25 protein-coding genes are annotated in these 26,410 nt (G+C 65.8%); 21 read left to right on the top strand and 4 right to left on the bottom strand.

Annotation, left to right across the window (positions count from 1 at the left end; translation table 11 throughout):
- The first annotated feature begins 115 nt into the window (after positions 1 to 115).
- Positions 116 to 1,162, top strand: coding sequence for an ATP-dependent DNA ligase (locus VF631_RS13110; RefSeq protein ID WP_431850756.1), 1,047 nt, complete (start codon positions 116 to 118; stop codon positions 1,160 to 1,162).
- Positions 1,159 to 2,022, top strand: coding sequence for a non-homologous end-joining DNA ligase (gene ligD / locus VF631_RS13105; RefSeq protein ID WP_431850755.1), 864 nt, complete (start codon positions 1,159 to 1,161; stop codon positions 2,020 to 2,022). Before VF631_RS13110 ends, ligD begins: the two co-directional genes overlap by 4 nt.
- Here ligD and VF631_RS13100 read toward each other — a convergent pair.
- The gene (locus VF631_RS13100) at positions 2,019 to 3,479 is read right to left on the bottom strand and encodes a hypothetical protein (protein ID WP_431850754.1); all 1,461 of its coding nucleotides are present in this window, start codon (positions 3,477 to 3,479) and stop codon (positions 2,019 to 2,021) included. The genes ligD and VF631_RS13100 overlap by 4 nt on opposite strands.
- A 147-nt stretch (positions 3,480 to 3,626) precedes the next feature.
- Between VF631_RS13100 and VF631_RS13095 the strand changes: the two genes are divergently transcribed.
- Complete coding sequence (locus VF631_RS13095) at positions 3,627 to 4,250, top strand: response regulator transcription factor (protein WP_431850753.1); 624 nt, start codon at positions 3,627 to 3,629, stop codon at positions 4,248 to 4,250.
- A 90-nt stretch (positions 4,251 to 4,340) separates the two neighbouring features.
- Positions 4,341 to 4,889, top strand: coding sequence for a peptide-methionine (S)-S-oxide reductase MsrA (msrA, locus tag VF631_RS13090; RefSeq protein ID WP_431850752.1), 549 nt, complete (start codon positions 4,341 to 4,343; stop codon positions 4,887 to 4,889).
- A gap of 69 nt (positions 4,890 to 4,958) precedes the next feature.
- On the opposite strand, the gene VF631_RS13085 is transcribed toward msrA, so the two are convergent.
- The gene (locus tag VF631_RS13085) at positions 4,959 to 6,047 is read right to left on the bottom strand and encodes a YsnF/AvaK domain-containing protein (RefSeq protein ID WP_431850751.1); all 1,089 of its coding nucleotides are present in this window, start codon (positions 6,045 to 6,047) and stop codon (positions 4,959 to 4,961) included.
- A 4-nt stretch (positions 6,048 to 6,051) separates the two neighbouring features.
- Positions 6,052 to 6,462 carry a YsnF/AvaK domain-containing protein gene (locus tag VF631_RS13080; RefSeq protein ID WP_431850750.1) on the bottom strand — a complete coding sequence of 137 codons (411 nt, stop codon included), beginning with the start codon at positions 6,460 to 6,462 and terminating at the stop codon, positions 6,052 to 6,054.
- A gap of 280 nt (positions 6,463 to 6,742) precedes the next feature.
- On the opposite strand from VF631_RS13080, the gene VF631_RS13075 reads away from it, so the two are divergent.
- Positions 6,743 to 8,011, top strand: a complete 1,269-nt coding sequence (locus VF631_RS13075) for a L,D-transpeptidase family protein (RefSeq protein ID WP_431850749.1) — start codon at positions 6,743 to 6,745, stop codon at positions 8,009 to 8,011.
- A 71-nt stretch (positions 8,012 to 8,082) separates the two neighbouring features.
- On the opposite strand, the gene VF631_RS13070 is transcribed toward VF631_RS13075, so the two are convergent.
- A complete protein-coding gene (locus tag VF631_RS13070; RefSeq protein WP_431850748.1) occupies positions 8,083 to 8,484 on the bottom strand; it encodes a hypothetical protein in 402 nt (133 codons plus the stop codon).
- Between the two features lie 128 nt (positions 8,485 to 8,612).
- Here VF631_RS13070 and VF631_RS13065 point away from each other — a divergent pair, with 128 nt between their 5' ends.
- The 16 genes from VF631_RS13065 (at position 8,613) to ftsA (ending at position 26,314) form a co-directional block, all read left to right on the top strand.
- Positions 8,613 to 8,888 carry a hypothetical protein gene (locus VF631_RS13065; protein ID WP_431850747.1) on the top strand — a complete coding sequence of 92 codons (276 nt, stop codon included), beginning with the start codon at positions 8,613 to 8,615 and terminating at the stop codon, positions 8,886 to 8,888.
- A gap of 497 nt (positions 8,889 to 9,385) precedes the next feature.
- The gene (locus tag VF631_RS13060) at positions 9,386 to 9,874 is read left to right on the top strand and encodes a division/cell wall cluster transcriptional repressor MraZ (RefSeq protein WP_431850746.1); all 489 of its coding nucleotides are present in this window, start codon (positions 9,386 to 9,388) and stop codon (positions 9,872 to 9,874) included.
- Complete coding sequence (gene rsmH / locus VF631_RS13055) at positions 9,871 to 10,833, top strand: 16S rRNA (cytosine(1402)-N(4))-methyltransferase RsmH (RefSeq protein WP_431850745.1); 963 nt, start codon at positions 9,871 to 9,873, stop codon at positions 10,831 to 10,833. The genes VF631_RS13060 and rsmH overlap by 4 nt, the downstream gene beginning before the upstream one ends.
- A gap of 65 nt (positions 10,834 to 10,898) precedes the next feature.
- Positions 10,899 to 11,498, top strand: coding sequence for a hypothetical protein (locus tag VF631_RS13050; protein WP_431850744.1), 600 nt, complete (start codon positions 10,899 to 10,901; stop codon positions 11,496 to 11,498).
- Positions 11,495 to 13,183, top strand: a complete 1,689-nt coding sequence (locus tag VF631_RS13045; RefSeq protein WP_431850743.1) for a peptidoglycan D,D-transpeptidase FtsI family protein — start codon at positions 11,495 to 11,497, stop codon at positions 13,181 to 13,183. The genes VF631_RS13050 and VF631_RS13045 overlap by 4 nt, the downstream gene beginning before the upstream one ends.
- Positions 13,184 to 13,187: 4 nt before the next feature.
- The gene (locus tag VF631_RS13040; protein ID WP_431850742.1) at positions 13,188 to 14,603 is read left to right on the top strand and encodes a UDP-N-acetylmuramoyl-L-alanyl-D-glutamate--2,6-diaminopimelate ligase; all 1,416 of its coding nucleotides are present in this window, start codon (positions 13,188 to 13,190) and stop codon (positions 14,601 to 14,603) included.
- Positions 14,604 to 14,769: 166 nt separating this feature from the next.
- A complete protein-coding gene (locus VF631_RS13035) occupies positions 14,770 to 16,146 on the top strand; it encodes a UDP-N-acetylmuramoyl-tripeptide--D-alanyl-D-alanine ligase (protein WP_431850741.1) in 1,377 nt (458 codons plus the stop codon).
- Positions 16,146 to 17,216: a phospho-N-acetylmuramoyl-pentapeptide-transferase gene (gene mraY / locus VF631_RS13030; protein ID WP_431850740.1), complete on the top strand. Its 1,071-nt coding sequence runs from the start codon at positions 16,146 to 16,148 to the stop codon at positions 17,214 to 17,216. Before VF631_RS13035 ends, mraY begins: the two co-directional genes overlap by 1 nt.
- Complete coding sequence (gene murD / locus VF631_RS13025) at positions 17,213 to 18,490, top strand: UDP-N-acetylmuramoyl-L-alanine--D-glutamate ligase (protein ID WP_431850739.1); 1,278 nt, start codon at positions 17,213 to 17,215, stop codon at positions 18,488 to 18,490. Before mraY ends, murD begins: the two co-directional genes overlap by 4 nt.
- Positions 18,487 to 19,701: an FtsW/RodA/SpoVE family cell cycle protein gene (locus VF631_RS13020; protein WP_431850738.1), complete on the top strand. Its 1,215-nt coding sequence runs from the start codon at positions 18,487 to 18,489 to the stop codon at positions 19,699 to 19,701. Before murD ends, VF631_RS13020 begins: the two co-directional genes overlap by 4 nt.
- Position 19,702: 1 nt before the next feature.
- Complete coding sequence (gene murG, locus VF631_RS13015; RefSeq protein ID WP_431850737.1) at positions 19,703 to 20,872, top strand: undecaprenyldiphospho-muramoylpentapeptide beta-N-acetylglucosaminyltransferase; 1,170 nt, start codon at positions 19,703 to 19,705, stop codon at positions 20,870 to 20,872.
- Positions 20,869 to 22,281 carry a UDP-N-acetylmuramate--L-alanine ligase gene (gene murC / locus VF631_RS13010; protein ID WP_431850736.1) on the top strand — a complete coding sequence of 471 codons (1,413 nt, stop codon included), beginning with the start codon at positions 20,869 to 20,871 and terminating at the stop codon, positions 22,279 to 22,281. Before murG ends, murC begins: the two co-directional genes overlap by 4 nt.
- Positions 22,282 to 22,283: 2 nt before the next feature.
- On the top strand, positions 22,284 to 23,180 hold the full coding sequence (gene murB, locus VF631_RS13005; protein WP_431850773.1) for a UDP-N-acetylmuramate dehydrogenase: 897 nt from the start codon (positions 22,284 to 22,286) through the stop codon (positions 23,178 to 23,180).
- 22 nt (positions 23,181 to 23,202) lie between these two features.
- Positions 23,203 to 24,093, top strand: coding sequence for a D-alanine--D-alanine ligase (locus VF631_RS13000; RefSeq protein WP_431850772.1), 891 nt, complete (start codon positions 23,203 to 23,205; stop codon positions 24,091 to 24,093).
- Positions 24,094 to 24,227: 134 nt separating this feature from the next.
- The gene (locus tag VF631_RS12995; protein WP_431850735.1) at positions 24,228 to 25,046 is read left to right on the top strand and encodes a cell division protein FtsQ/DivIB; all 819 of its coding nucleotides are present in this window, start codon (positions 24,228 to 24,230) and stop codon (positions 25,044 to 25,046) included.
- A complete protein-coding gene (ftsA, locus tag VF631_RS12990) occupies positions 25,043 to 26,314 on the top strand; it encodes a cell division protein FtsA (protein WP_431850734.1) in 1,272 nt (423 codons plus the stop codon). The genes VF631_RS12995 and ftsA overlap by 4 nt, the downstream gene beginning before the upstream one ends.
- The last annotated feature ends 96 nt before the right edge of the window (positions 26,315 to 26,410 follow it).

Raw genomic sequence — 26,410 nt, 5'->3', positions numbered from 1 at the left:
ATTTTGGCGCATGTAGGAGCGCAAACGTTAACGTCTGCTTGGCGTCCTGCTGTCGGCAGCGCGGGTGCAGGAACCGCGCTGGCCAAAAATCGTCTCACATCCGGAAGGAGCGCTGATGCCGTTCGACGGGCTGGAGGTGAAGCCGGGGCTGCCGCCGATGGAGGCCAAACTGGTCGACGCTCTTCCCGAGGGGGCGGAGTGGCGCTTCGAGCCCAAGTGGGACGGCTTCCGCTGCATCGTCTTTCGCGACGGCGACCAAATTGAACTTCAGTCCAAGGCCGGCAAGCCGCTCGGCCGTTACTTCCCGGAAGTGGTGGATATGGTTGCCCGGCTCGGCGCGGACCGCTTCGTGCTGGATGGCGAACTGGTGATCCCGAACGGCGACCGGCTCGACTTCGAAGCGCTGCAGATGCGGTTGCACCCGGCCGAGAGCCGGATCCGCAAGCTTGCCGGGCAAACGCCGGCTCAGTTGATGCTGTTCGATTGCCTTGCCGGGCTTGACGGCAAGAGCCTGCTCGATCGGCCGCTCGCGAACCGTCGCGAGACGCTGGAGCAATTCCATGCCGCGCAGGACGACCCAGCGTTGCTCCTATCGCCATTCACGAAGGAGCGGACCGCCGCGCAAGGCTGGCTCGACCGGGTCGGCAGCGATCTCGACGGCGTGATCGCCAAGCGCGCGGATGGCCGCTACGAGACAGGCGAGCGCGCGATGCTCAAGATCAAGTGCATGCGCACGGCGGACTGCGTGGTGGGCGGCTTTCGGTACGCGGCCAAAGGCGGGCAGGTCGGCTCTCTGCTGCTCGGGCTCTACAACGATGCGGGCAAGCTCGATCATGTCGGCTTCACATCGGCCATTCCAGCGGGCGAGAAGGAGCGGCTCACGCGCCAACTCGAAGGCTTGATCGAGGCGCCCGGCTTCACCGGCGACGCGCCGGGCGGGCCGAGCCGCTGGGCGACCGAGCGATCGACCGAATGGCAGCCGCTTCGCCCTGAGCTGATCGCGGAAGTGCGGTACGACCATGTCACCGGCCGCCGTTTCCGCCACGGCACAAAGTTCCTGCGCTGGAGGCCGGACAAGGCGCCGGAGCAATGCCGGATGGACCAGCTTCACGGCGAAGCACGTGCCGACGCGCTCGTGGCGGCGTTGGAGACAGGCAAGTGAGCGAGATCGAAGTGGAAGGCGTCCGACTCACCAGCCCGGACAAGATACTGTATCCCGAGCAGGGCATCACCAAGGGCGAGCTCGCCGACTACTACCAGGCGATCGCGCTCTGGATGCTGCCGCACGTTGCGCGGCGGCCGGTGACGATGGTTCGCTGTCCGGTCGGGCACGAGAAGAAGTGCTTCTACCAGCGTCACGCGGGCTCGGGCGTGTTGCCGCAGCTGAAGCCGGTGACCGTGCCTGGGTTCGACGATCCGTACCTTTACATTGAGGACGCGGCCGGCCTGGTCGCCATGGTGCAGATGGGTACGCTCGAGATCCATCCATGGGGCGTGACCCTGGATGTGCTCGACAAGCCGGACCGGGTGATCTTCGATCTCGATCCGGACGAGAGCCTGACCTTCACCGACGTGATCGCAGCCGCGCTGGAGGTGCGGGAGCGGCTTGGGGATCTCGGCCTGACCAGCTTCGTCAAGACGACCGGCGGCAAGGGCCTGCATGTCGTCCTGCCGATCGAGCCGGTGACGCCCTGGCCGGAGGTGAAAGCCTGGGCCAAGAAGGTGTCGGGCGAGATGGCGGCGGATGCACCCGAGCGTTATCTGCTGAAGATATCCAAGGCCGAGCGCGCCGGCCGCATTTTCATAGACTATCTCCGCAACGACCCGACCTCGACCGCCGTCGCGCCTTACTCCACCCGCTCCCGCCCCGGCGCGCCGGTCGCGATGCCGGTCGAGTGGGCCGAGGTGAAAGACGGCCTCGACCCGAAGGCCTTCACGATCTGCACCGCGCCGGAGCGTGCGCGGAAGGTGGACGATCCCTGGGCGGAGATCGGCAAGGTCAAGCAGCGGATGCCGGTCTAGATCCGGCGAACCGCCACTGCGAGGTCGGTCCGGAGCTCCACGTCGATGTGCAGGTCATCGCCGTTGCTCGTAAGGCGGCGCTGCCCGACGACCCTGCCGCGACGCGTGTCGAACAAGGTGACCTGATGCTCGCCCGACCGAGCGGGGCAGCGAAGCTCCACCTGCCTTGGCGTCGCCTCCGGATCGAGCGTGCCGTCCTTGCGGACGTCCTTGCGCATCGCCCACAAGAGGGCCTGGCGGTCGTCGCCGCAGCCGAATGCGTCCACCTTGGCGGCCGACACGCTGATCCGATCGTTCCAGCAGCGCCGGTCGAAGCGGTTCCAGTCGATCAGCGGCAGGAACTCGGACAGGCCGCGTTGCGCCTCGCGCATGCCGGGCGTCAGCGTGTGCGGCTTGCGGTTGGGCCAGCGCATGCCGCCGCCCGCACCGCCGCTCGCCAGATGGGCCCACTGCATGTGGCGGAAATATTCGTCGTCGAACGGGGCCGGCAGCGTCTTGTGCTTGTCCTTGAAGCTATGGATCGGGCCGTGCTCAGTGTCGAGGAACGGGCGCTGGTCGCGGATCTCGCCTAGGGACATGGCGACGATGTCTGCCATGGCCCGCGCCGCATCCACCGTGTTCCTCGGCTTGTCGATCGCGCCCTGCTGATAGATGTGGATGGAAGCGAAATCGAGGTCGGGGTGACGGTAAATCGGTTCGCGCAGCTCCAGGTGCGGCTTCAACCATAGCTCCGGCCCGAATAGCGACACCGTTTGCGGATGGGCGCGGCCGTAAAGCTGCATTTCCAACTTGCGAACGTGGCTCGACAGATCGCGGATGAATTCGCCGAAGCAATCGGCGGTGTCGCGCGCCTGCGCTGGGTGAATCTCGTTCCACAAATCCCAGGCGAACAACGCACCCGAGCCACCCCAGCGCCGCACGGCGAAGTCCAGCCGACCCTTGATGACGTCGCGGGTCTCGGCGCAGAGCAGGGTGTCGGAGGGGTGGGCAAGCGGCCCACCATTAGCCTTGTTCCACGGGTGCCAGCGCCAGTGGATCCACGTCCAGAAGGTGTCCACGGGCGTGAGCAGGATGCGCATGCCGACCCGCTCGCAAAGCGCGAACAGATCGTCCCACAGCTGCACCATCGCCGGCACGAACCGCCCGGTCGGCTTTTCGATGTAGCGGTGCCGGACCTGCGCATATTCGAGCATCAGGCGCAGGCAATTGACGCCATGCGCCTTCAGCCAACGCAGGTGCCGCTCGACGGCGACTAGGTCGCGGCGGCGGAACAGGCTCTCGAACTCGACCCAGCTGATTGCATCGTTCTGCCCGATCGGGGTCCAGGGGCGGCCATCCTCGGTGAAGAAATAGGGGTGGCCGGGACGGGTCTGTACCCATGGCAAGGCGGTGCCGGCGGGCGCCTCCGGAGCGGCAGACTTTTCTGAACTGCACGCAGCTTCCAACTCTCGAAACACGTCGACGGAACTCCTTGGCGGCCGCCTTTAGCGGCTCGGCAATGGAAGGAAAGCCGCTGCCGGGATTGATTTGCATCCGCGCTTGATTATGCGCGATCGAAACTCGATCTCAGCTGCGCCTCGCGACGAGGCGGTGAAGGATTTCCCTTGAATAACAAATGTGTGCACGTGGTCGACGATGATCGCGACGTGCGCTGCTCGATCAGCTTCACGCTCGGGGCGGCAGGCATCCAATCGCGTCCCTTCGGCAGCGGGGCGGATTTCCTCGAAAGCCTTGGAGAGCTTCAGGACGGCTGCATCCTGCTCGACCTGCGCATGCCGGAAACGGATGGTTTTCAGGTCATGACCGCGCTTGCTGAGCGTGAGGTGCCTTGGCCGGTGATCGCCATGACCGGCCATGGGGAAATCCCCGTCGCCGTCCGCGCCATGAAGCTCGGCGCGGTGGATTTCCTAGAAAAGCCGTTCGAAGAGGAGGTCCTCCTGGGTAGCCTCGATCGGGCGTTCGGACTGTTAAAGGATCGTGGCGAGCAGGCCGCGAGCAAGCGCGAGGCCAAGGCTCGCATCGGCGCGCTTTCCGCTCGTGAGCTCGAGGTGTTGAGGGGGTTGATGGCCGGCTTGTCGAACAAGCTGCTCGCGCGTCGGCTCGACATCAGTCTGCGCACGGTCGAGATGCACCGGGCCAATATGATGGACCGCCTTGCTGTGGGAAGCCTCGCCGAGGCGCTCACGCTCGGCGTTCAGGCTGCACTTGAGCCGCTCAGCCCACCTTGATCGCGTCCGCCGGGCCGGGCGGGTCGCCGCAGCTGTTTCGGGATGCCCTTTCAGTTCCTATCTTTGGATGACAGAAGATTGGAGAAACAAATGGCTGAACAAACCGCAACTCTGGCCGGTGGCTGCTTCTGGTGCACCGAAGCGGTGTTCAACGATGTGGTCGGCGTCTCGCGTGTCGAGAGCGGGTATATCGGCGGGCACGTCTCAAACCCTACATATCGGCAGGTCTGCGACGGGAACACCGGCCACGCGGAGGCGGTGCGGATTACGTTCGATCCGGATATGATCCGCTTGGACGACGTCCTGGACATCTACTTCGCAACGCACGATCCGACGCAACTCAACCGCCAGGGCAACGATGTCGGCACGCAATATCGCTCGGCGATCTTCCCGCATTCGCCCGAGCAGGAGCAGGCGGCGCGCGCCGCGATCGTCCGTGCGCAAGCGGATTGGGACAAGTCGATCGTGACCACGATCGAGCCTTTATCCGAATGGCACCCGGCCGAAGACTATCACCAGGAATATTTCGCGCGGGAAGGCGAGCGCAACTCGTATTGCATGGCGGTGATCGCCCCGAAGCTGCGCAAGTTCCGCAAGAGCTTCCAGCATCGCCTCAAGCAGCAGGAAGGCGCACTCTAGGCGCCTGAACTGGTCTGAATCAGAAGGGGCGGCTGTCGCCAGCCGCCCCTTCCTCCATTCAGTCGGAGATCAGAAGCCCCGGCTGCGATCCTGAAGGTCGGTCCGTTCCAGATCGGTGTCGGTCCGGCCTGTGGAGCCGGTTCCGGTGCCGCCGGTGGTCCCGGCGGTTCCGCCGCCGAAGCTGCCGAACGCCGAACGATCTTCTGAGCCGCTCAGGCCTTCGTCGATATCGACTTCGGTGCGACGAACCGTATCCTCAACATTCTCGACATGCTCCTCGGCGGTCTTGCGAACGACGAGCTCTTCCTTGACGACCGCTTGCTTGGCGACGACCGCCTCTTCGGCGGTTTCCGTCATCTCGATGTTGCGCTCCTGGAACGCATCGCCAGCATTGAGGTCGCCGGCGCGCAGCGTCTCGTTGACGGGCCGCCGCTCGACACTGACATGCTCTTCGCGCAACGTGACCTGCTCGTGGACCGGGACCTCGCGGACGTAGGAGCGGACCCGCGCGCCGCCGCGATTGACCTCGCGCTTGCCGATGCGAAGTTCTTCCTCGACGATGGGGATATGCTCCTCGGCGACGGTAGTGGAGCGATCAGTGGTGCCGAAAGATTGCCCGGTGCTGGACTGGCTGGTCGTGCCGAAGGACTGGCTGGTGCCGCCGGTGGTCTGGCCCCCGAAAGACTGTCTGTCCGGATTGCTTCCGGTCATGCTGTCCGTCATCGCCGCTGAAGTTCCGGCGAAGCCGCTCGTGCTCGCGCCGCTATACTGGCCGTTCCACCCCTCGCTGCGCCAGCTCTGCTCACGCTGGTCGAAGTCGACGCTGTTGCTCTCCTCAAGAAGCCGGCAAGCCTCGTCGACCTCATTCTCATCGACCTGGGCGCAGAGCAGGAAGCCGCCGCGGCTGATGCCTTCGCCGTAGGCGTGGCGATCGTCGTCGGGCACGAACATGTCCTTCAGCGAGGCCCAGAAGCCTTGGCCTTCGCCGCCCAAATCGCCGGTCGAGCCGGAGGACGAGGAATAGGAGCCGGACGTCGGGCTGGTGCTTTTGTCGATGATGCGGACGCGGTCGGCGTCGATGTTGGAGGAGGTCAGGCGCGAACGGGCGGCCTCGGCCTCCGATCGGCTGTCGAACATGGCAGTGACGGTACGCGACATTTGTTTAGTCTCCTTGGGTCAAGGTTGCATTTTCCCCGCTCGTTTCGTCCCGCTCGACCACGGCCCGCTGCACGCGCAGGGTCACGGGTTGAGCACTTTCCTCGAAGGCGGTGACGCGCTTCAGGCGCACCTCCTCCGTCAGGATCAATTTCTTGGTGACCACCAGCACCTCGCGCACGACTGGAACGATCGTGACGCCGTTTTCCTCCCGGACCGGTGGGACTTCGTCGACCTCGAGGTCGAGAGCGACGCGTTCGACCTGCACATGGTCGCGCGCCAGCCGTTCGCGAACGGTCTGCTGTTCCTCCTCGATCAACGTGCGCACGCGCACGCGCCCGGTCTCGATCCGCCGCTTTCCGGTGATCAACTGCTCTTCGACGAGCGGTATGCGAACGTTACTCTGTTCGTCGGACACCGGTGCTTCCAGATACTGGGGAATGCGCTTTCAAACACCGGCGGGACGGCTGCGTTCCCGCAATTCGGCGCGTTGTTCGCACGTACCGAGTCCAGCCCGGACCTAAACTGCGTTAAACTGCGGAAATTCGGTCTATGGACCTTTTCTCATCCTTAATATCCCGCTGGGGCAGACTGTTGCTTCCGGGAACCGCTTGATGGAAATCGCATCGGGTGTGACCCGGTCAGCCCTGCTTAGGCTGGCTGGGTGCACCGATTTGGTTTACAGGGAGTGTATGCCAATGTCGCGTCTCGCCGCAGCTTTGCTGCTCACCGCCGCCGCCGCCTCCGGGCCGGCTTTCGCTCAGCTTGAGAAGGGCGAGAAGCCCACGGCCGAGCAGGTCGCGTCTGGCGAGGTGCCAGCCGCGCCGATATCCGAGGCGGAGCGCGCGCTGCGCGCGCTGCCGGCAGGAATGGCGGCGCCGAACTGGACGTCGGAAGCAGCGCGGGACCTGTTGGCTTACGTGCAGCAGGTGGGGGACGAAGGTCTCGATGCTGCCGATTACGACCCGGAGCGTCTGCGCGATGCGATCGAAACAGGGGACCCGACCGCGCTCAGCGCCGCCGCGACCGACACCTTTCTTCGAGTTTCCTCAGATCTGGCGCTGGGGCATGTCCGTGGCAGTGCCCGCATGGACTGGCACGTCGGGGATCAGAAGGATTTGAACAGCGCCGACCAGCTCGCGCTGATGAAACGCGCGATCGACAACGGCTCGGTCCATGACAGCCTCAATTCACTGCTCCCGACCCATCCGCAATATGCCGAGCTGAAGGCGCTGCTCGGCACCGCCAAGGACAAGCAGCTGCTCGACAAGGTGCGCACCAACCTCGACCGCTGGCGCTGGCTGCCTCGCGACCTTGGCCACCGCTACGTGATCGTCAACGTGCCCGCCTACACCGTCGCTCTGGTGGAGGATGGCCAGGTGATCGCCCGTCATCGTGCCGTCGTCGGCGCGCCAAAAACGGCCACACCGCAGCTGGTGGCAACTGCGACCGGCGTCATCCTCAATCCCTGGTGGGAGGTTCCCAAGAGCATCACGCCTGAAGTTCGCGGCAAGAAGGGCTATGTGTCCGTCAAGACGCCTGACGGCGGCGTGCGCTACCGCCAGCCGCCCGGGCCGGGCAACGCGCTCGGCCGGATGAAAGTGGTGATGCCGAACAATTACGCCATCTACCTGCACGACACCCCGTCCAAGTCCTATTTCAAGAAGCCTGCCAGGGCCTACAGCCACGGCTGTATCCGGACGGAAGATCCGCTGGCTTTCGCGGCCGCCTTGCTCGGCACCCCCGAATGGGACCGGGCTGCGATCGACCAGGCGGTGGCGAGTGGGAAGACGGTGCAGGCGAAGGCCGCGGTCGCCACGCCTGTCTACATCACTTATTTTACCACCGCCGCCCTTGCGGCAGGGGAAGGCATCATCAGCTATCCCGACGTGTACGGCCGTGACTCCAAGGTCGTCACCGCGCTGAACGCCAAGAGCGGCGCCACGGAAATGGCGTCAGTCCGGTAAGGCCCAAGAAAAAGCCGGCCAGACGTTGGTCTGGCCGGCTCCTTGAACAATATCCCAGGCTTGAGTTGATTTCAGGCTTTGCAGGTCTGGGTGCCGCTATCCGGCGACGTATAGGTTACAGTGTCGCCGCTGCCGCTCAGTGCAAAGCCCTTGCCGGTTTCGCCCTGGCCGACGAAGGCTTGGCCCGCGGCGGGCGCCTTCAACGTCGCGACGGGCGGTTCTTCCTGCTTGTCGCGGGCCAACGCGGTCACATCGTCCGTTAGGAAGCTGACATAGACCAGGCTGTTGTCCTTGCAGCGATAGGTCTTGGCGGCCTTGATCGCTGGGGGCAACTCGACCGGCGGAGCGGTCTTGAGCGCTTCGGCCTGCGGATCGACATTGGTTTGAACGACCTCGGGCTGCTTCTGCTGGCACCCAAGGAGAGCGAAAGTGGCCGCGGCGGAGGCGGCCAAGATGAAGGGGGTCTTCTGCATAGGGCCGCTCAATTCGCGGGCGCAGCAAAGACCGTCAAGCGATTTATTTTTCCGCTGTCAGGCGTTGGTGCGATGGGTTCGACAAGCGCTTAAACCTCCGTTAACCTTCCTGGCGAACAGGCGGCGGGGTGAGGGTGATCGAAGGCATGCAGCGTGTCCGCATCGGCTTGACAGGCCTGGCCTTTGTTTTCGTGCTGGTCCTGCTCGCCGCAATCTTCACGTCGCCAAGCGAGGAAGAACCGATCACCGCGAACAGCCTGGAGCGACAGCTTGGAAACGCGAGTGCCGCGAACGTGGCCGCGGGAGACGAGCCCAAGGAACCGTTGGCGGAACTTGGCGTAGCGCCCGGCAATGCCGACTCCAACAGCCAGGCAAACCGGACGGCCAAGGCGGCAACGCGTTAGCGCGCCTGGGCTGGCCAGCCCTTTCAGCGTCGGCTTTCACGCAGACCTGGAGTTCGGGCCCCGCTGGCCGCTCGCCTACGACCCTCTCCGGCGCTGGCGAGCGCGCACTCTTAAGGACTGACGCTGGCACCACGTCGCCGGCGCGAGTGAAAGCTTCAGTCTGCGCTCGGTCGGCTTTCCTGCAATCGCCGGCATTGCCCCGAGTCTCGCGCGGGTAAGCCGCCGCCGCCCACGCACACACTTATCCACAGGCCGATCCCGCAGGAACAGGTGTGCAACTTTAGCTAGAACAGACCATGAATTACCAGAGACAGCCCTGATTGTGGCATGCAATCCCCAATTAAGGCATGAAAACCCTTTGCTGCCCCGCCGCTTGATGTTATCCACTGGTCTCAAGATTAAGGGGCACTTCTCGGGCGAACAGAAAGCCACACGAAACGCGCAGGCGTGCGCTTTCGTGAACGGGAAAGGTCCGTGTGCAGGGGGCGGATCGCCAAGTGGAGTTGGAGCACCTCTTCAACGGGAGCGCGCTGAACGCGGTGGACGGCAAGGGCCGTCTGTCCGTGCCCGCGTTCATCCGCGGAGTGGTGGAGCGCCGCTCCGACGCCAAGGCGATCGTTATCGGCCAGCACGCCGTCGACTCCTGCCTGACCGCCTATGATCGCGGCTACGGCCGGCACCTCCAGGCCGAGATCGAGCGCAAGCGGTTGATCGAAGAGGCTCAGGGCGGCGATGCGGCCGCGCACTTCGCGCGGGCGCGCCGTACATTCGGCGTCACCGAGGACGTGCCTTACGATACCAGCGGCCGCATCATCCTGCCGCCGATGATGCGTCGGAAGGGCCAGATCGAGGACCTGGCGCTGTTCGTCGGGGTCGGCGGCACCTTCGAGATCTGGAACCCGTATGTCGCCCTGCAGAGCGGGGACGAGGACCTGAAGGATCTCGCGGCTTATCGCCTCGAGGAAAAAGGGCTGCCGCTGCAATGAGCGCCGCCGCCACCCACGTCCCGGTCCTCCTCGACGAAGTGATCGCTGGCCTGGCGATCATCGAAGGAGAGACGCATGTCGACGGCACCTTCGGCGCTGGCGGCTACACTAGGGCCATGCTGGATTTGGGTGCGCGAGTGTATGCGTTCGATCGCGACCCGAGTGCCATCCGCGAGGGGAGTGGGCTCGCGGATGAGAGTGGGGGGCGCCTGACGCTTGTTCCGGAGCGTTTTTCCCGGATGCGTCAGGCGCTAGCCTCTCGCGGCGTTGCCGCCGTAAACGGCGTCGCGCTGGATATCGGCGTTTCCTCCATGCAATTCGATCAGGCGGAACGCGGCTTCTCCTTCCAGGCCGACGGCCCCCTCGACATGCGCATGGGTCAGGAGGGGCAGAGCGCCGCCGAATTCCTCAACCAGGCGGACGAGGCCGAGATCGCCGACGTAATCTATCGCTACGGCGAGGAGCCCAAGTCCCGCCGCATTGCCCGCGCGATCGTCGCCGCGCGCCCGATCGAGCGGACTGGCCAGCTTGCCCAAATCGTGCGCCGCGCCGTCGGCTGGCACCAGGGGATGAAGAAGGACCCTGCCACCCGCACGTTCCAGGCGATCCGCATTCACCTCAACGAAGAGCTGGACGAACTCGAGGACGGCCTCGAAGCCGCTGAGCAGGTGCTCGGCCCCGGCGGCCGGCTCGCCGTCGTCACCTTTCACAGCCTTGAGGACCGCCTTGTGAAGCGTTTCCTGCGCGAGCGCAGCGGCGCGGTCCCCGCTGCCTCGCGCCATCTTCCCGAGCGGGCGAACACCGGCCCGGCGCCCACATTCGAGGCTGTCGCCAAGCCCGTCCGCCCCGGCGATGCAGAATTGCAAGCCAATCCCCGCGCGCGTTCAGCGACGCTTCGCGTCGCGCGCCGCACCTCCGCTTCCCCCTGGTCCCCTGCCCCTGAAGGAATTCCTCAATGATGCCCCGTGGTTTCAAGCCTGTCGGTTGGGTTGCCGCTGTTGGTGGCGCCGCGCTTGGCTGCTACATGCTGTCATTGAACGTGGCGTCCGAACGCGCGGAGCTGGCCAAGGTCGAGCGCCAGATCATCGCGGCCAAGCAGGAGATACGCTCGCTCCAAACCGAACTCGGTACGCGCGGGCGCTTGCAGCAGCTCGAACATTGGAATGCCGAGGTGCTGGCCTTGTCCGCGCCGGCCGCGACCCAGTTCGTCGAGAACGAGATGATGCTCGCCCGCTTCGAGACGCATGAGAGGACGGTGGACGAGAAGGCCAAGGTGCAGATGGCTTCGGTCGTCACCACCGCGCCTGCGCCCGCCGCGCGCCCGACCGGAACCGGCAAGAAGCTGGCCCCGGCCGATTACGCAGCCGCCGCGGAGCGCAATGCTTCGCAGCCGCAGCCGATGCTGCGCCAGGCCGCGTTCGTGTCCGGCGGTGAAAAAGCGGCCACGTTGGTCAAGGCCGCGGCCGTGAAGGCGCCGGCGGCCAAGGCTGAAGCAGCCCGGGCAAAGCCCACTAAGTCAGTCGCCAAGGCTGGTGAGCCGAAGGCCCCCAAGTCCGCCGCCAAGGCACCCGAGCCCACTCACAGCGCCGCCGGCGAGATCGCGACCGGGGCGGGCGCTCAATGAACGCGCTTTCGCCCGCCACCGCATCGCGGATGACCGCGTCGGCGAAGCGAGGCGCATCGCTGGCGCTCACTTACCAGCGGCTGATGATGATGATGCTGGTGTTCGCCGGCATCACCACACTGATCGTCGGGCGTCTCCTGTTCCTGACGATCTTCACGGATCGCTCGGGCAACGGCAATGCCGTCAACCCGCTGATCCCGGCCCGTGCCGACATCATCGATCGCAGTGGCGCGCCCCTCGCGCGGACGTTCAACGCCTGGTCGATCGGCGTGCATCCCGCCAAGCTGATCGGCGACAAGGATGTGCTTGCCGCCAAGCTTGCCGAGCTGATGCCGGACAAGAGTGCGGCCGAGTATCGCCGCCTGCTCAATTCTACCAAGACGTTCGTCTATCTTCGCCGTCGGGCCATGCCCGAGCTGGTCGCCGCCGCGAATGCGCTCGGCGAGCCTGGCCTTGCTTTCGATCGCGAGCCGGAGCGGCTCTATCCTAACGGCGTGCTCGCCGCCCACATCATCGGCTACACAGATCTGGACGGAAACGGCGCTGCGGGCATGGAGCGCGCCTTCAACGAGCGCCTGTCCAATCCAGCGTTGCGCGGCGAGCCGCTCCAGCTGTCGCTCGATGCCCGCGTCCAGCATGCGCTGGAGGCCGAGCTTCACGCTGCGATGACCAAATTCAGCGCGGTCGGCGCGGCCGGGATCATCATGGACATCCACAACGGCGAAGTGCTGGCGATGACCTCCCTGCCCGAGCTCAACCCCAACGCACCCGGCCAGGGTTCGATGGATGCGCGCTTCAATCGTGCCACGCTCGGCGTTTACGAACTCGGTTCGACCTTCAAGCCGTTCACCGTCGCAATGGGAATGGACGACGGTCATGTGAAAAGCCTCGGCCAGATCTACCCCTGCCCGGGCGCTCTCTCCGCCGGTCGGTTCACGATCAACGACACGCACCCCTTCGGACGGCCCTGCTCCGTGGCAGAGATCATGCAGGAATCCTCAAACATCGGCACGGCCCAGATCGCAACCCAGGTGGGCGGCGTACGCCAGAAGGAATTTCTGCGCAAAATGGCGTTCCTCGAGCCGGTCTCGATCGAACTCAAGGAGCGCGGCCGCACTTTGCATCCCGGCAACAATTGGGGCGAGGTCTCGACCATGACGGTCGGCTTTGGGCACGGCATCGCGGTGACGCCGCTGCACCTCGCCTCCGGCTATGCGACCTTGCTCAACGGCGGCCTGTGGCGTCCGGCGACCTTGCTGAAGCACGGCAAGAACAATCCCGTGCCGGCCGGCCGGCGCGTCTTCAGCGAGGATACGTCGTACAAGATGCGGGCGCTGCTGCGCCTCGTCGTCACTCACGGCACCGGCCGCAAGGCGGATGCGCCGGGGTATCGGATCGGCGGCAAAACGGGCTCGGCCGAGAAGTATCACAATCGTTCGCTGCTGGTGACGACCTTTGCCGGTGTGTTCCCGATGGATGAACCGCGCTATGTGATCGTCGCCATGCTGGACGAGCCCAAGGCGATCAAGGAGACCTACGGCTTCCGCACTGCCGGATGGAACGTCGCTCCGGTCATCTCCAAGACCGTGTCGCGGATCGCGCCGGTGCTGGGTGTCGTCCCGGACAGCCGTCGCGACGCCAATCTCGCTGAAGTGCTGCCCTTCGTCCAAAACAAGGACAAGTGACGCGATGCGCCTGGGCGATCTCGCTGGAGTCGACGACGATTCCCAGGTGACCGGCTTCGCCATCGACCACCGCAAGGTCGCGCCCGGCACTGTGTTCGGTGCCTTTCAGGGCGCCCGCTTCAACGGCGAGGATTTCATTCCAAGCGCCGTCCAATCGGGGGCGGTCGCCGTGGTAGCCCGGCCACAGGCGCGGGTCCAGGGAGCGGCCCATGTTGCCGCCGACGAGCCGCGCCGCGCCTTTGCCCGGCTCGCCGCCAAGTTCTTCGCGCCCTTTCCGGGCACGGTGGTCGCGGTGACCGGCACCAACGGGAAAACGTCCAACGTCGAGCTGACCCGCCAGCTGTGGCGGATGTCGGGGCATCATGCCGCCTCGATCGGCACGTTGGGCGTCACCACCGCGGACGACCAGGTCACGACCGGCTTGACCACGCCGGACATCGTCACCTTCCTGTCCAACATGGCCGGATTGGCGCGCGAAGGGGTGACCCACGCCGCGTTCGAGGCATCGAGCCATGGTCTCTCGCAATATCGGACCGAGGGCTTGCCGGTTCACGCGGCTGCTTTCACCAATTTCACGCGCGATCATCTCGACTATCACGGCACGATGGAGGCCTATTTCGAGGCCAAGATGCGTCTGTTCAGCAAAGTGCTGGAGCCGGACGGAACGGCGGTAGTCTGGACCGACGACGCCAAGTCCGAGGAAGTGGCGCGGCGGTGCCGGGCGCGGAGCCTGAAGCTGATCACGGTCGGCGCAAACGGCGAGACGCTCCGGCTGGTCGGGCGCGAGACGACACAGCTTGGGCAGAAGCTGACGATGGAGGCGGACGGCCGCAGCCAGAGCGTCACCATTCCGCTGATCGGGGCCTATCAGGCCGCCAACACGCTGACCGCGGCAGGCCTCGTGCTTGCGACGGGGGGTGACCTTCAGCAGACGCTCGCCAATGTCGGTCGCCTGCAACCGGTGCGCGGGCGGCTCGAGCGGGCGGTGATCAGTCGCGCGGGCGCCCCGGTCTATGTCGATTATGCGCATACCGAAGATGCTTTGCAGAGCGCGATCGAGGCGCTGCGGCCGCATGCCAAGGGGCGCCTCATCACCGTCTTCGGGGCCGGCGGCGATCGCGACCAGGGCAAGCGGCCCGAGATGGGTCGCGTGGCGGTGCGCATGTCCGACCTCGTCATCGTTACCGACGATAATCCGCGCGGAGAGGACCCGGCCGCGATCCGGCGCGACATCCTGGCCGGCGCTCCCGATGCGCGCGAAGTGCCGGGCCGCCGCGAAGCGATCGCCGAAGCGATTGCACAGGCGGGCCCGGACGACATCGTGCTGCTCGCCGGCAAGGGCCATGAGCAGGGCCAGATCGTCGGGGACCAGGTGCTGCCGTTTGACGACGTGACCGTGGCGCGGGAGTGCGCGGCGTGAGGGCAGGCATCATCAGCCCTTCCCCCCTTGTGGGGGAAGGATACGAAGACTTAGTCGCGGAGCGGCTTAGTCGCAGTTGGATGGGGGGTGCGAAGCGTAGCTTCGCGCGCTCGCTGCGCGAGCGCACCCCCCACCCCAACCCCTCCCCCGCAAAGGGGGAGGGGCTATGACGCTCTGGACCGCGCAGGAGATTGCCGACGCCACCGGGGGCGCTGTGCACGGCGACTTCTCCGCCACCGGGGTCGCCTTTGACTCTCGCGAGATCGGGCCTGGCGACCTTTTCATCGCGATGAAGGGCGAGGCGACTGATGGCCACCGCTTCCTGGACCGCGCCTTCGCGGCCGGGGCAGGCGGCGCGATCGTGTCGGAGGAGATCGATCGGCCACACGTGCATGTCGCCGACACGTTTGAAGCGTTGAACGACCTCGGTCGCGCTTCCCGTGCGCGCAGCACCGCTCGCATCTGCGGAGTGACCGGCTCGGTCGGTAAGACCGGAACCAAGGAGGCGCTCTACGCAGCGCTGGAACGTTCGGCTCGCGGGGAGGCGCACCGATCGGTCAAAAGCTACAACAACCACACCGGCGTGCCGCTGAGTCTTGCCCGTATGCCCCGCGATGCCCGCTACGGCGTTTTCGAAATGGGCATGAACCATGCCGGAGAGCTTGCCGCGCTCACTCGGCTGGTCCGTCCGCATGTCGCGATCGTCACCGCCATCGCTTCGGCGCACCGCGAGTTCTTCGACAGTGAAGAGGCGATTGCGGACGCCAAGGGGGAAATTTTCCAGGGGTTGGAGGCGGGCGGCACTGCGCTGGTGCCGTTCGACAGCCCGCATCGCGATCGACTGCTCGTCGCAGCCCGGCCGCATGCCGCGACCGTGTTGACCTTCGGCTTCGGCGAGGCCGCCGACATCCGGGCCCGTGATATCGTGCCGGCAGCCAGCGGCGGCTCGCTCGTCACGGCGCTCCTGCCCGGGGCGGAGCTGACCTACACCATCTCACAGCCCGGCGAGCATTGGGTTTCCAACTCGCTTGCCGTGCTTGGCGCCGTTCAGGCGATGGGCGGCGATCTCGCCATCGCCGGGCTCGCGCTCGCCGACATGGCCGGACTGAAGGGACGGGGCGAACGTCATCACGTCCGGCTCGACGGCGGCACGGCTTTGGTGATCGACGAAAGCTACAACGCCAACCCGTCCTCCATGCGGGCGACGTTGAAGACGCTTGGCGCTCAGAAGGTTGCCGGACGACGCATCGCCGTGCTCGGCGCGATGCGCGAGCTCGGGCCGGGTTCGGACGACTTCCACGCTGAATTGGCCGAGCCGATCGAGGCCGCCTGTGTCGAGCGGGCCATACTGGTCGGCCAAGAAATGGCGCCGCTCGCAAAAGCCCTTGGCCAGAAGGTTAACATGACGCATGTCCCGAATGCGGCGACGGCGCTGGAAGCCCTTCGGGAGGCAATCCGGCCGGGCGACGCGATACTCGTCAAGGGATCGAATTCGGTCGGGCTGTCCTTCCTCGTCGAATCCTTGGCGGGCGGGAAAAACTGATGTTTCTCTGGATCGCAGAACAGCTGGGTTTTCCCGGGCTGCTCAACCTCTTCCGCTACATTACCTTCCGGGCGGGCGGCGCGACCTCGACCGCGCTCGTGCTCGGCCTGGTGATCGGGCCCAAATTCATCGGCTGGCTGCGCGTTCGCCAAGGCAAGGGTCAGCCGATCCGCGACGACGGGCCGCAAAGCCACCTCGCCAAGCGCGGCACGCCGACCATGGGCGGGCTCATGATCCTGACGGCGGTCTCGCTGACGATGCTGATGTGGATGAACCTGGAAAATCGCTACGTCTGGGCGTGCCTCTTCATCACCGTGGGCTTCGGGCTGATCGGCTTCCTCGACGATTACGACAAGGTCACCAAGCGCCACCACAAGGGCGTGTCCGGCCGCACCCGCCTGCTCGCCGAGTTCGCGGTGGCCGCGATCGGCTGCTTCTTCATCATCGAGGGCTCGGGCACGGACCTTTATGTGCCGTTCTGGCAAGGCCCCGTGGTCGATCTCGGCTATTTCTACGTGGCTTTCGCGGCCTTGGTGGTGGTCGGCGCGGGCAATGCGGTGAACCTGACCGATGGACTCGACGGCCTGGCGACGATGCCGGTGATCATTGCCAGCCTGGCCTTTCTGCTGATCGCCTATCTGGTCGGCAACGTGGTGTTCGCGCCCTATCTCGGCATTCCCTATGTCGCGGGTGCAGCCGAGTTGACGGTGCTGACGTCCGCGGTCGTGGGCGCCGGCCTCGCTTTCCTCTGGTTCAACGCGCCGCCCGCTGCAGTCTTCATGGGCGACACCGGGTCACTCGCACTCGGCGGCGCGCTCGGCGCGATCGCGGTGGCGACCCAGCATGAGCTGGTGCTGGTGATTATCGGCGGGCTGTTCGTGCTCGAGGCCATGTCCGTGATCATCCAGGTGTTCTTCTACAAGCGCACCGGCAAGCGTGTCTTCAAGATGGCGCCGATCCACCACCATTTCGAGCAGATGGGCTGGTCGGAGCCGACCGTGGTGATCCGTTTCTGGATCATCAGCTTCGTGCTGGCGCTTGCCGGCCTGTCGACGTTGAAGCTGAGGTGATCACCAGCCCCGCCTTCTCCGGCAACAGCTACGCCGTGCTCGGCCTTGCCCGCTCGGGGCTAGCGACTGTCGAGGCATTGCTGGCGAGCGGGGCCAATGTGATGGCCTGGGATGAGCGAGCGGAGGCGCGGGCTGCGCTTCCTTCATCGGTACGCGTTGCCGATCCGCTGGGCACTTCGATCTACGGTTTCTCCGGCGTGGTCGTCTCGCCCGGCGTGCCGCTCAACCGTCACCCGATCGCTGAGCGGGCGCGGCAGGCCAAGGTGCCCCTGATCGGCGATATCGAACTGTTCGCCGAGGCGCGCGCAAGCCTGCCGCCTCACAAGGTGGTCGGCATCACCGGCACCAACGGCAAATCGACCACAACTGCGCTCGTGCACCACATCCTCAAGTCTGGAGGCGTTCCGACGACGATGGGCGGCAATATCGGGCTGCCGATCTTGGCGCAGAAGCCGCTGCCGGACGGCGGCGTTTACGTGCTGGAGCTCTCGTCCTACCAGATCGATCTGACGCAGAGCCTGGATTGCGATGTCTCGGTTCTCCTCAACGTCACGCCCGATCATCTCGACCGCTACGACGGCATGGATGATTATGCCGCGTCGAAGGCTAGGCTGTTCGCGATGCAGTCACCCGCGCATGTCGCCGTGATCGCGAGAGACGACGACTACACTCGCGCCGTCGCCGGCCAGCTGATCGGCGAGCGGATCCTGGTCTCGGCCGCCGACGTCAAGGATCAGTCGAGCTGGCCGGCGCTGCAGGGCCCGCACAATGCTCAGAACGTCGCCGCGGCCGTCGCCGTCGCCCAGGCGCTCGGGCTTGATGAAGAGGTGATCGCCGCCGCCCTTGCCACCTATCCCGGCCTGCCGCACCGGATGGAGCGGGTTGCGGAGAAGGACGGCGTGCTGTTCGTCAACGATTCGAAAGCGACGAACCCGACATCGACCGCTCCAGCGCTGGCTGCGTATCCGGCGGTGCACTGGATCGTGGGCGGGCTCGCCAAATCGGACGAGCTGGACGCGTGCGCGCCCTATCTCGACCATGTCCGCGCCGCTTACACGATCGGCGAGGCCGGCCCGATGTTCGCCCGGCTGCTGCGCAACAAGATTTCGGTGAGCGAGTGCGAGGTGCTGGAGCAGGCGGTCGGGGCCGCTGCCGCATCGGCGAAGCCCGGGGAGACAGTATTGCTGTCGCCGGCCTGCGCGTCGTTCGACCAGTTCAAGGATTATGAGTCGCGGGGGGAGGCATTCCGCGCTCTTGTGGAGGCGTTGACATGAACATGATGGGGGGCGTTGGGGCGGCCGGGGGGAAGCCGAAGGGAGCCAAGTTCGGCCGATCGGACCGGAGCCCGATCGGGCGCTGGTTCTGGGAGATCGACAGGGTGCTGCTGTTGCTGGTCGCGGTGCTGATCTCGATCGGTCTGATTGCCGTTGCTGCCGCCTCGCCGGCCGGCGCCAACCGCCTGTCGGGCGGCGGCATCGGCTACGCGCCGCTCTACTTCTTCTATCGCCAGTTGGTGTGGATCATGCTCGCGGTGCCGGTCATGATCGCCGTATCGATGCTGCCCAAGGAAACGGCGAGGCGCTTCTGCCTGTTCGGCGCGATCGCTTTCACCGGCCTTCTCTTCCTGGTCCCGATCATCGGGCAGGAAATCAACGGAGCGAAGCGCTGGATCGGCGTCGGCTTTACTCAGTTTCAGCCATCCGAGTTCCTGAAGCCGATGTTCGTGGTCAGCATGGCCTGGCTGCTCTCGCTGCAGGACAAGGACAAGGCGCTGCCGGTGGTGCCGCTGTCCGGGATCTGCACGGGCCTGATCGCGCTCCTGCTCATGCAGCAGCCCAACCTGGGTGAAACGATCATCTTTGCGGGGGCCTGGGTGATGCTGCTGACCCTGGCGGGCGTGCCGATGCGCTTCCTGTTCATCCTCGGCGCATTCGCGATCGGTGGGATGGTGGCCGCCTACTTCCTTTATGATGTCGCAACCGTGCGCATCGACGCATTCCTGTTCGGAGCGTCCGGGGATGTCGACACATACCAGACGGACAGCGCGATGCGGACGCTGACGGCGGGCGGCCTGTTCGGCACCGGGCCGGGCGCGGGCGTCCACAAATTTCGCCTGCCCGAGCCGCAGACCGACTATATCTTCTCCGTCATCGGCGAGGAGTTCGGTCTGATCGCCTGCCTGTCGATCGCCATCATCTACATGACGATCATCGCCCGCGTGCTGGTCAAGTTGCTGCACGAGGAAGACCGGTTCCTGGTGCTCGCGACCGCCGGCCTGGTCGGCCAGTTCGGGCTGCAGGCGGTGATCAACATGTGCGTCAACGTCCAGCTCGCGCCGTCCAAGGGCATGACCTTGCCGTTCATCTCCTACGGCGGCTCGTCGATGGTGGCGCTGTCGATCGGCTTCGGTTTGCTGCTCGCCTTCACCCGCCGCAATCCGTATCTGCACCGCTCGCCTTATGTCGTGAAATGGAGCGCTCGCTGAGATGAGTTTCGGGATTTCGCGCCACTATGTGCTCGCCGCCGGAGGCACTGGCGGACACATGATCCCGGCCCATGCGCTGGCTGAGGAACTGCGTTCGCGCGGTCACCATTGCGCGCTGGTGACCGACGACCGCGGCGCGCGCATTCCCGGCCTGTTCGACGGCGTACCGGTCCACATCCTGCCGGCCGGCCGCTTGAGCGGCGGACCGCTCGGCTGGATACGCGCCCTCAAGAACATCGCGGCGGGGAGGGCGATGGCCTCCCGCATGTATGAGACGTTCCGGCCCTCCGCCGTGATCGGGTTCGGCGGCTATCCGGCTCTCCCGGCGCTGCTGGCTGCCCAGCGGGACGGCATCCCGACGCTGGTGCACGAACAAAATGCGGTGCTCGGCCGGGTCAACCGGCTGATGGCCGCCCGGGTGGACGCGATCGCGACCGCCTATGCGCAGGTCGATCGGCTCGCGCCCAAGCATTCCGGCAAGGCGCACCTTGTCGGCAATCCGGTTCGTGACGAAGTATTGGCGCTTCGTGATCAGGCTTTCCCGCCGCTCACCGAAGACGGCATCTTCCGCCTGCTGGTGACCGGGGGCAGCCAGGGAGCGACCGTGCTGTCGGATGTGGTTCCGGACGGGCTCGCGCTCCTCCCCGAGCATTTCAGACGGCGCCTTCAGGTCACGCAGCAATGCCGGGCCGAGGATATCGAGGAGGTCCGCGCCAAATATGCCAAGCTCGGCATCCCGGCCGATCTCGCCACCTACATGCCCGACCTGCCCGATCGGCTTGCCTGGTCTCACCTCGTGATCGCTCGCGCGGGCGCTTCCACCATCGCTGAACTCACCGCCGCCGGCCGCCCGGCCATCCTGATCCCGCTGCCAACGGCGACCGACAACCACCAGGTCTCGAACGCCCGTGAAATGGCCAAGGCGGGCGGCGCGCGCATGATCCTCCAGAAAAGCTTCACTCCGATCGAGCTAGCCAAGCAGATGCAGAAGCTCGGGCTTGAGCCGGAGGCGCTCGCGCGGGCCGCCGAGCGCGCAAAGGCGGTCGGCCGGCCCGACGCCACCAAGGATCTCGCCAATCTGGTCGAGCGGACCGGCCGCGACCCCGCCGCGGACCACATCGTCGCCGAAGAGGCCGTCCTGCGTCCCGTGCCCCAAGGTGCATATGCATGAAAGGCGTGGGCACCGATATCGGCACGATCCACTTCATCGGGATCGGCGGCATCGGCATGTCCGGCATCGCCGAGGTGATGCATATTCTCGGCTATAAGGTGCAGGGCTCGGACGTAGCCGAAGGCTATGTTGTCGAGGGTCTGCGCAAACAAGGCATCCCCGTCGCGATCGGCCACAAGGCTGACAATCTGGGCGATGCCGCCGTCGTGGTGACCTCGACCGCGATCAAGCGCGGCAATCCGGAAGTGGAATGCGCTTACGAGCGGCGTATCCCCGTTGTCCGGCGAGCGGAAATGCTGGCCGAGCTGATGCGACTGAAGCTGACGATCGCGGTGGCCGGCACGCATGGCAAGACGACCACCACCTCGATGGTGGCGGCGATGCTCGATGCGGGCGGGATCGATCCGACCGTGATCAACGGCGGCATCATCAACGCCTATGGATCCAATGCCCGGCTTGGCTCCAGCGACTGGATGGTGGTCGAGGCCGACGAGAGCGATGGCTCTTTCCTGCGCCTGGACGGTACGATCGCGGTGGTGACGAACATCGATCCTGAGCATCTCGACCATTATGGCTCGTTCGACAAAGCCAAGGACGCCTATGTCGAGTTCGTCGAGAATGTGCCTTTCTACGGCGCGGCCTTGCTGTGCGTCGATCATCCGGAGGTGCAGACGATCATCCCCAGGCTGCGCGACCGGCGGGTGGTGACCTACGGCTTCGCGGCCCAGGCGGACGTGCGCGGCGAGAATGTCACGCCGATACCGGGTGGCAACCGGTTCGATGTGACGCTTCGCGATCGCGCCGGAAGTTTGCGCGCCGTTCAAGGCATCGAACTGCCGATGCCCGGCCGGCACAATGTGCAGAATGCGCTCGCAGCCATTGGAGTCGCGGCCGAGCTAGGCATTCCGGACGACGTGATCGCGCGCGGGTTCGAGCGGTTCGGCGGCGTCAAGCGCCGCTTCACCAAGGTCGGCGAGGTGGAGGGAGTCGCGATCATCGACGATTACGGACACCATCCGGTCGAGATCAAGGCAGTGCTCGCCGCGGCTCGCGAAGGTGCGCGTGGCCGGGTGATCGCCGTCGTGCAGCCTCACCGTTACACGCGTCTTCGCGACCTGATGGACGACTTCCAGGGCGCGTTCAACGATGCCGACATCGTCTATGTCGCCCCGGTCTATGCCGCCGGCGAGGAGCCGATCGAGGGCATCGATGCGGAGGCGCTCGTGGACGGATTGAAGCAGCGCGGGCACCGCGCGGCAAAGACGGTGGACGGGCCGGACGATCTCGCTCGCCAGCTTCGCGATATTGCCGCCCGGGGCGATATGGTGATTTGCCTTGGCGCCGGCGACATCACCAAATGGGCGGCGGGCCTGGCGGACGGCATCCTGCACGCGAGGCTTAACAAGTGAGCCTGCTCGAACTTCCGCGCCTCGAAGGTGCCGCAGAGCGGAACGGCTCGCTTGCCGACTTCATCTGGTTCCGTACCGGCGGGCCGGCCGAGTGGCTGGTGAGGCCGCAGGACGTCGGCGGCCTTTCCTCCTTTCTGCGCGATCTCGATCCGGCGATCCCGGTGATGCCGGTCGGGGTGGGATCGAACCTGATTGTCCGGGACGGCGGCGTCGCGGGCGTCGTGGTGCGATTGCCCAAGAGCTTTGCGCGGGTGACGATCGAACCGGGCAACCGTGTAAGGGCCGGGGCGGGGGCGATGGGGATCACCGTCGCCAGCAAGGCACGAGACGCCGGGATCGCTGCTCTCGAATTCCTGCGCGGGATTCCCGGTACCACCGGCGGCGCCGTGCGGATGAACGCCGGCGCCTATGGCCGCGAAGTGGCTGACATCTTGATCGAGGCGACACTCGTGCTGCGCGACGGCACGGTCGAGACCTGGCCGGCGGCGCGCTTTGGCTACACCTACCGGCATAGCGACACGCCCGAAGGCGCTGTCGTGGTCGAGGCCTTGTTCGAAGGTGTGCCGGGCGATCCGGCCGCGATCGGCGCGGAGATGGACCGTATCGCCGAGGAGCGGGAAGCCAGTCAGCCGTTGCGCAGCCGGACGGGCGGCTCAACCTTCAAGAACCCGCCGGGAAGCAAGGCCTGGCAACTGATCGACGCGGCCGGCTGCCGCGGCTTGCAAATTGGCGACGCACAAGTCTCTGAAAAGCATTGCAACTTCCTGCTTAATTTGGGCAATGCTAGCGCCCACGACATCGAAGCGCTCGGCGAGGAAGTCAGGCGGCGCGTTCGGGCGCATTCGGGTGTCGGCCTGGAATGGGAAATCCAGCGCGTGGGGGTAAACAAGGGTGGCTGAAACGCTGCATATCGCGGTGCTGATGGGCGGCTGGTCGGCCGAGCGCGAGGTGTCGCTCACCTCCGGCGCGGGCGTGGCCGACGCTCTGGAAAGCCTCGGCCACCGCGTCACCCGCATCGACATGGACCGCAACATCGCGCAGGTGCTGGAAGCGGTTCGGCCCGACGTCGTGTTCAACGCGCTGCACGGCACGCCCGGCGAGGACGGCACGGTGCAGGGCCTGATGGACCTGATGGGCATCCGCTATACCCATAGCGGGCTCGAGACTTCGGTGATCGCGATCGACAAGGAGCTCACCAAGATGGTGCTGGTGCCGCACGGCATCCGCATGCCGGAGGGCAAGATCGTGGCGAGCGAGACCCTGTTCGAAGCGGACCCGATCGCGCGCCCTTACGTGTTGAAGCCGGTCAACGAAGGCTCGTCCGTCGGCGTCGCGATCGTCACGGACCACGGCAATCATGGCAATCCGATCGCACGCGGAAGCGCAGGACCATGGAATGAGTTCGAGCGGCTCCTTGCAGAGCCGTTCATCAAGGGCCGCGAGCTCACCGTCGCCGTGCTCGGGGATGAAGCGCTCGCCTTGACCGAGCTGCAGCCGAAGTCCGGCTTCTACGACTATGACGCGAAATACACGGACGGGATGACCGAGCATGTCTGCCCCGCCGCGGTCCCGGACGATGTGCGCGATGCCGCAATGACAATGGCCCTGCAGGCGCATCGACTGCTCGGCTGCAAGGGCGCCTCGCGCTCCGATTTCCGCTGGGATGACGAACAGGGGGTCGCGGGCCTGTACCTGCTGGAGGTCAATACCCAGCCCGGCATGACGCCGCTCAGCCTCGTGCCCGAGCAGGCCAGATATCGTGGGATGAGCTACCCGGAGCTTGTCAGCCGCATTGTGGAGGAAGCCCTGTGACCGCCAAGATCGCCCGCGGCTCGCCCCCGCGTTCTCGACCCAAAGGAAAGGCTCCAGTCCGCGGCGCCTCGCGCAGCAGCGCCAAACCCGGTGCTTTCGATGCGCTGCCTGTCTCCGCGGAGACGGTTCGGCGCGTGAGCTGGTACATCCTGCTCGGCATGATCATTGCCGTCGCGCTGGCCTTGCTGTCCGTTTTCCAGGTTCCGCAACTGGTCGGGACCGCGGCCGGGGAGGCGGTCGGAGAGGCTGGGTTCGCGGTGAAGCGGGTCGAGGTGAAGGGCCTGAACCGCATGGACCCGATCCAGGCTCATTATGTGGCGGCGAGCCAGCAGTCGATGGCGATGCCGTTGGTCGATCTCGAGCTCACCCGCGAGCGCCTGCTGCGGCTCGGCTGGGTGCGCGAGGCGCGCGTTTCCCGTCGCTGGCCGGATACGTTGGTGGTCGACATCGTGGAGCGCACGCCCGCGGCGATCTGGCAGCATAACCAGCAGCTCACCCTTATCGACCGCGACGGTGTTGTGCTCGAGCCCGTCAAGCTCGACGCCATGCCGGACCTGCCGCTGGTAATAGGCCCCGCGGCCAACCAGCACACGACCGATCTGACCCGACTGCTGACTGCCGCGCCGCAGCTGAAGCCGATGCTCGCCGGGGCCACCTGGGTCGGCGGACGCCGTTGGGACTTGCGGTTCCATTCGGGCGAGGTGCTCGCCCTGCCCGAAGGCGAGGAGAGCGCCGAAAAAGCGCTCGTCTATTTCGCGCGGATGGACAAGCTGACGCAGCTGCTTGGTAAAGGCCTGGTCCGGTTCGACATGCGCATTCCCGGCAAGTTCATCGTTCGCGTGTCGAGCGAGCCCGGCAGCGTCGTGCCGGCCGAGTTGGCGCCCCCGCCGCCGCCCAAGCCCGCTCCGGCCCCCGCCAATCAGGGCCCGGTCGATCCGGCGACAGTGATTTGAGCAAGCGTCCCACCTCGTCGCCGGCCCGCCGGCTGGTCACCGCCGTCGATATCGGATCGTCCAAAGTTTCCGCGCTCATCGCGGAGCCGGGCGAGGACGGATCGGTCAAGATTCTGGGCACCGGCCAGCGCGAGAGCCGCGGCGTCAAGCGCGGCCTCGTGGCGGACATGGAGCGGACTGAAAGCGCGATCCGCGAAGCGGTCGAGCAGGCCGAGCGCATTGCCGGGATCAGCGTTGAGCAGGTCTATGTTGGATTTTCGGCGGGCGGCCTGGTCAGCAGCGTCGCCAGCGTCGAGCTCGAGATCGGCGGACGCCGGATCGAGCAGACCGACATCGACCAGCTGCTGACCGTCGGCCAGCAGAGCATGGACGCAGGTGGGCGGATGATCCTGCATGCCCTTCCGGCGCTTTACACGCTGGACGAGCTGCAGGGCGTCAAGAAGCCGCTCGGCCTTCACGCCGGCAAGCTGGCTGTCGACATCCATGTCGTCGCCGCCGAGCCCTCGCCGGTCAAGAATCTCGATCTGTGCGTGCGCTCCGCCCATCTTGGCGTGGAGGCGATCGTCGCCTCGCCGGTCGCCGCGGGAAAATCCTGCCTCAGCGATGAAGAGCGGGAGCTCGGTGTCGCGCTGGTCGAACTTGGCGCGGGTGTGACCAACGTGTCAGTATTCGCCGGCGGCATGCTGGTCGGATTGAAGTCATTGCCAATCGGGGGCGTCGACATCACCGACGACATCGCCTCCGCCTTCGGCACCCGCCGCGCCGAGGCCGAGCGGATGAAATGCTTCTACGGGTCGGCGACCACCTCCCCGCGCGACAATCACGACATGATCGACGTGAATCCGGTCGCATCGGCCGAAGAAGGGGTGGAAGCGATCCGCGTCACCCGCGCGCAGCTGATCGCGGTCATCCGGCAGCGGCTCGAGCATCTGATGGGCGAGATCGCCAACGCGCTGAAGGAGCTCGGTTTCTCAGGACCGTTCGGGCGCCAAGTCGTGCTCACCGGCGGCGGATCCGAGCTGAAGGGGGTCGCCGACTATGCACAAGGCGTGCTCGGCCGCGCGGTCCGCGTCGGGCGCCCCAAGCTGGCCGGCCTGCCCGACGCGCACAGCGGCCCGGCGTTCACGACCCTGGCCGGCTTGGCCCAGTTCGCCGCGTCCAAGGAACTGGACCTGCGCACCCTCAATCCGGCCTCGGCGCCTGCCCCCAAAACGGAGGGCGGCAACGTCGTTTCACGGCTGATCGCGGCTTTCAGGACTCAGTATTAAGAAAAATTACCAAATCATTAACTTTTCGCTGGAGCGGCCGAATCGGCCGTGCAAAAAGAATCCTGAATGGGCCAGTATTGTGGCGTTGCGAGCAGG

The sequence above is a fragment of the Allosphingosinicella sp. genome (assembly GCF_036387615.1).
Classification (GTDB): domain Bacteria; phylum Pseudomonadota; class Alphaproteobacteria; order Sphingomonadales; family Sphingomonadaceae; genus Allosphingosinicella.
This window is presented reverse-complemented; position numbering and strand designations above follow the sequence as displayed.

Bases quoted from the DNA above. Each gene is read 5' to 3' on its own strand.
- VF631_RS13050 (WP_431850744.1), top strand. From the start codon at position 10,899: ATGCTGTCATTGAACGTGGCGTCCGAACGCGCGGAGCTGGCCAAGGTC.
- rsmH (WP_431850745.1), top strand. From the start codon at position 9,871: ATGAGCGCCGCCGCCACCCACGTCCCGGTCCTCCTCGACGAAGTGATC.
- VF631_RS13110 (WP_431850756.1), top strand. From the start codon at position 116: ATGCCGTTCGACGGGCTGGAGGTGAAGCCGGGGCTGCCGCCGATGGAG.
- VF631_RS13020 (WP_431850738.1), top strand. From the start codon at position 18,487: ATGAACATGATGGGGGGCGTTGGGGCGGCCGGGGGGAAGCCGAAGGGA.
- VF631_RS13045 (WP_431850743.1), top strand. From the start codon at position 11,495: ATGAACGCGCTTTCGCCCGCCACCGCATCGCGGATGACCGCGTCGGCG.
- VF631_RS13085 (WP_431850751.1), bottom strand. From the start codon at position 6,047: ATGTCGCGTACCGTCACTGCCATGTTCGACAGCCGATCGGAGGCCGAG.
- murC (WP_431850736.1), top strand. From the start codon at position 20,869: ATGAAAGGCGTGGGCACCGATATCGGCACGATCCACTTCATCGGGATC.
- msrA (WP_431850752.1), top strand. From the start codon at position 4,341: ATGGCTGAACAAACCGCAACTCTGGCCGGTGGCTGCTTCTGGTGCACC.
- mraY (WP_431850740.1), top strand. From the start codon at position 16,146: ATGTTTCTCTGGATCGCAGAACAGCTGGGTTTTCCCGGGCTGCTCAAC.
- VF631_RS13040 (WP_431850742.1), top strand. From the start codon at position 13,188: ATGCGCCTGGGCGATCTCGCTGGAGTCGACGACGATTCCCAGGTGACC.
- VF631_RS13035 (WP_431850741.1), top strand. From the start codon at position 14,770: ATGACGCTCTGGACCGCGCAGGAGATTGCCGACGCCACCGGGGGCGCT.
- VF631_RS13000 (WP_431850772.1), top strand. From the start codon at position 23,203: ATGGGCGGCTGGTCGGCCGAGCGCGAGGTGTCGCTCACCTCCGGCGCG.
- murG (WP_431850737.1), top strand. From the start codon at position 19,703: ATGAGTTTCGGGATTTCGCGCCACTATGTGCTCGCCGCCGGAGGCACT.
- VF631_RS13075 (WP_431850749.1), top strand. From the start codon at position 6,743: ATGTCGCGTCTCGCCGCAGCTTTGCTGCTCACCGCCGCCGCCGCCTCC.
- VF631_RS13070 (WP_431850748.1), bottom strand. From the start codon at position 8,484: ATGCAGAAGACCCCCTTCATCTTGGCCGCCTCCGCCGCGGCCACTTTC.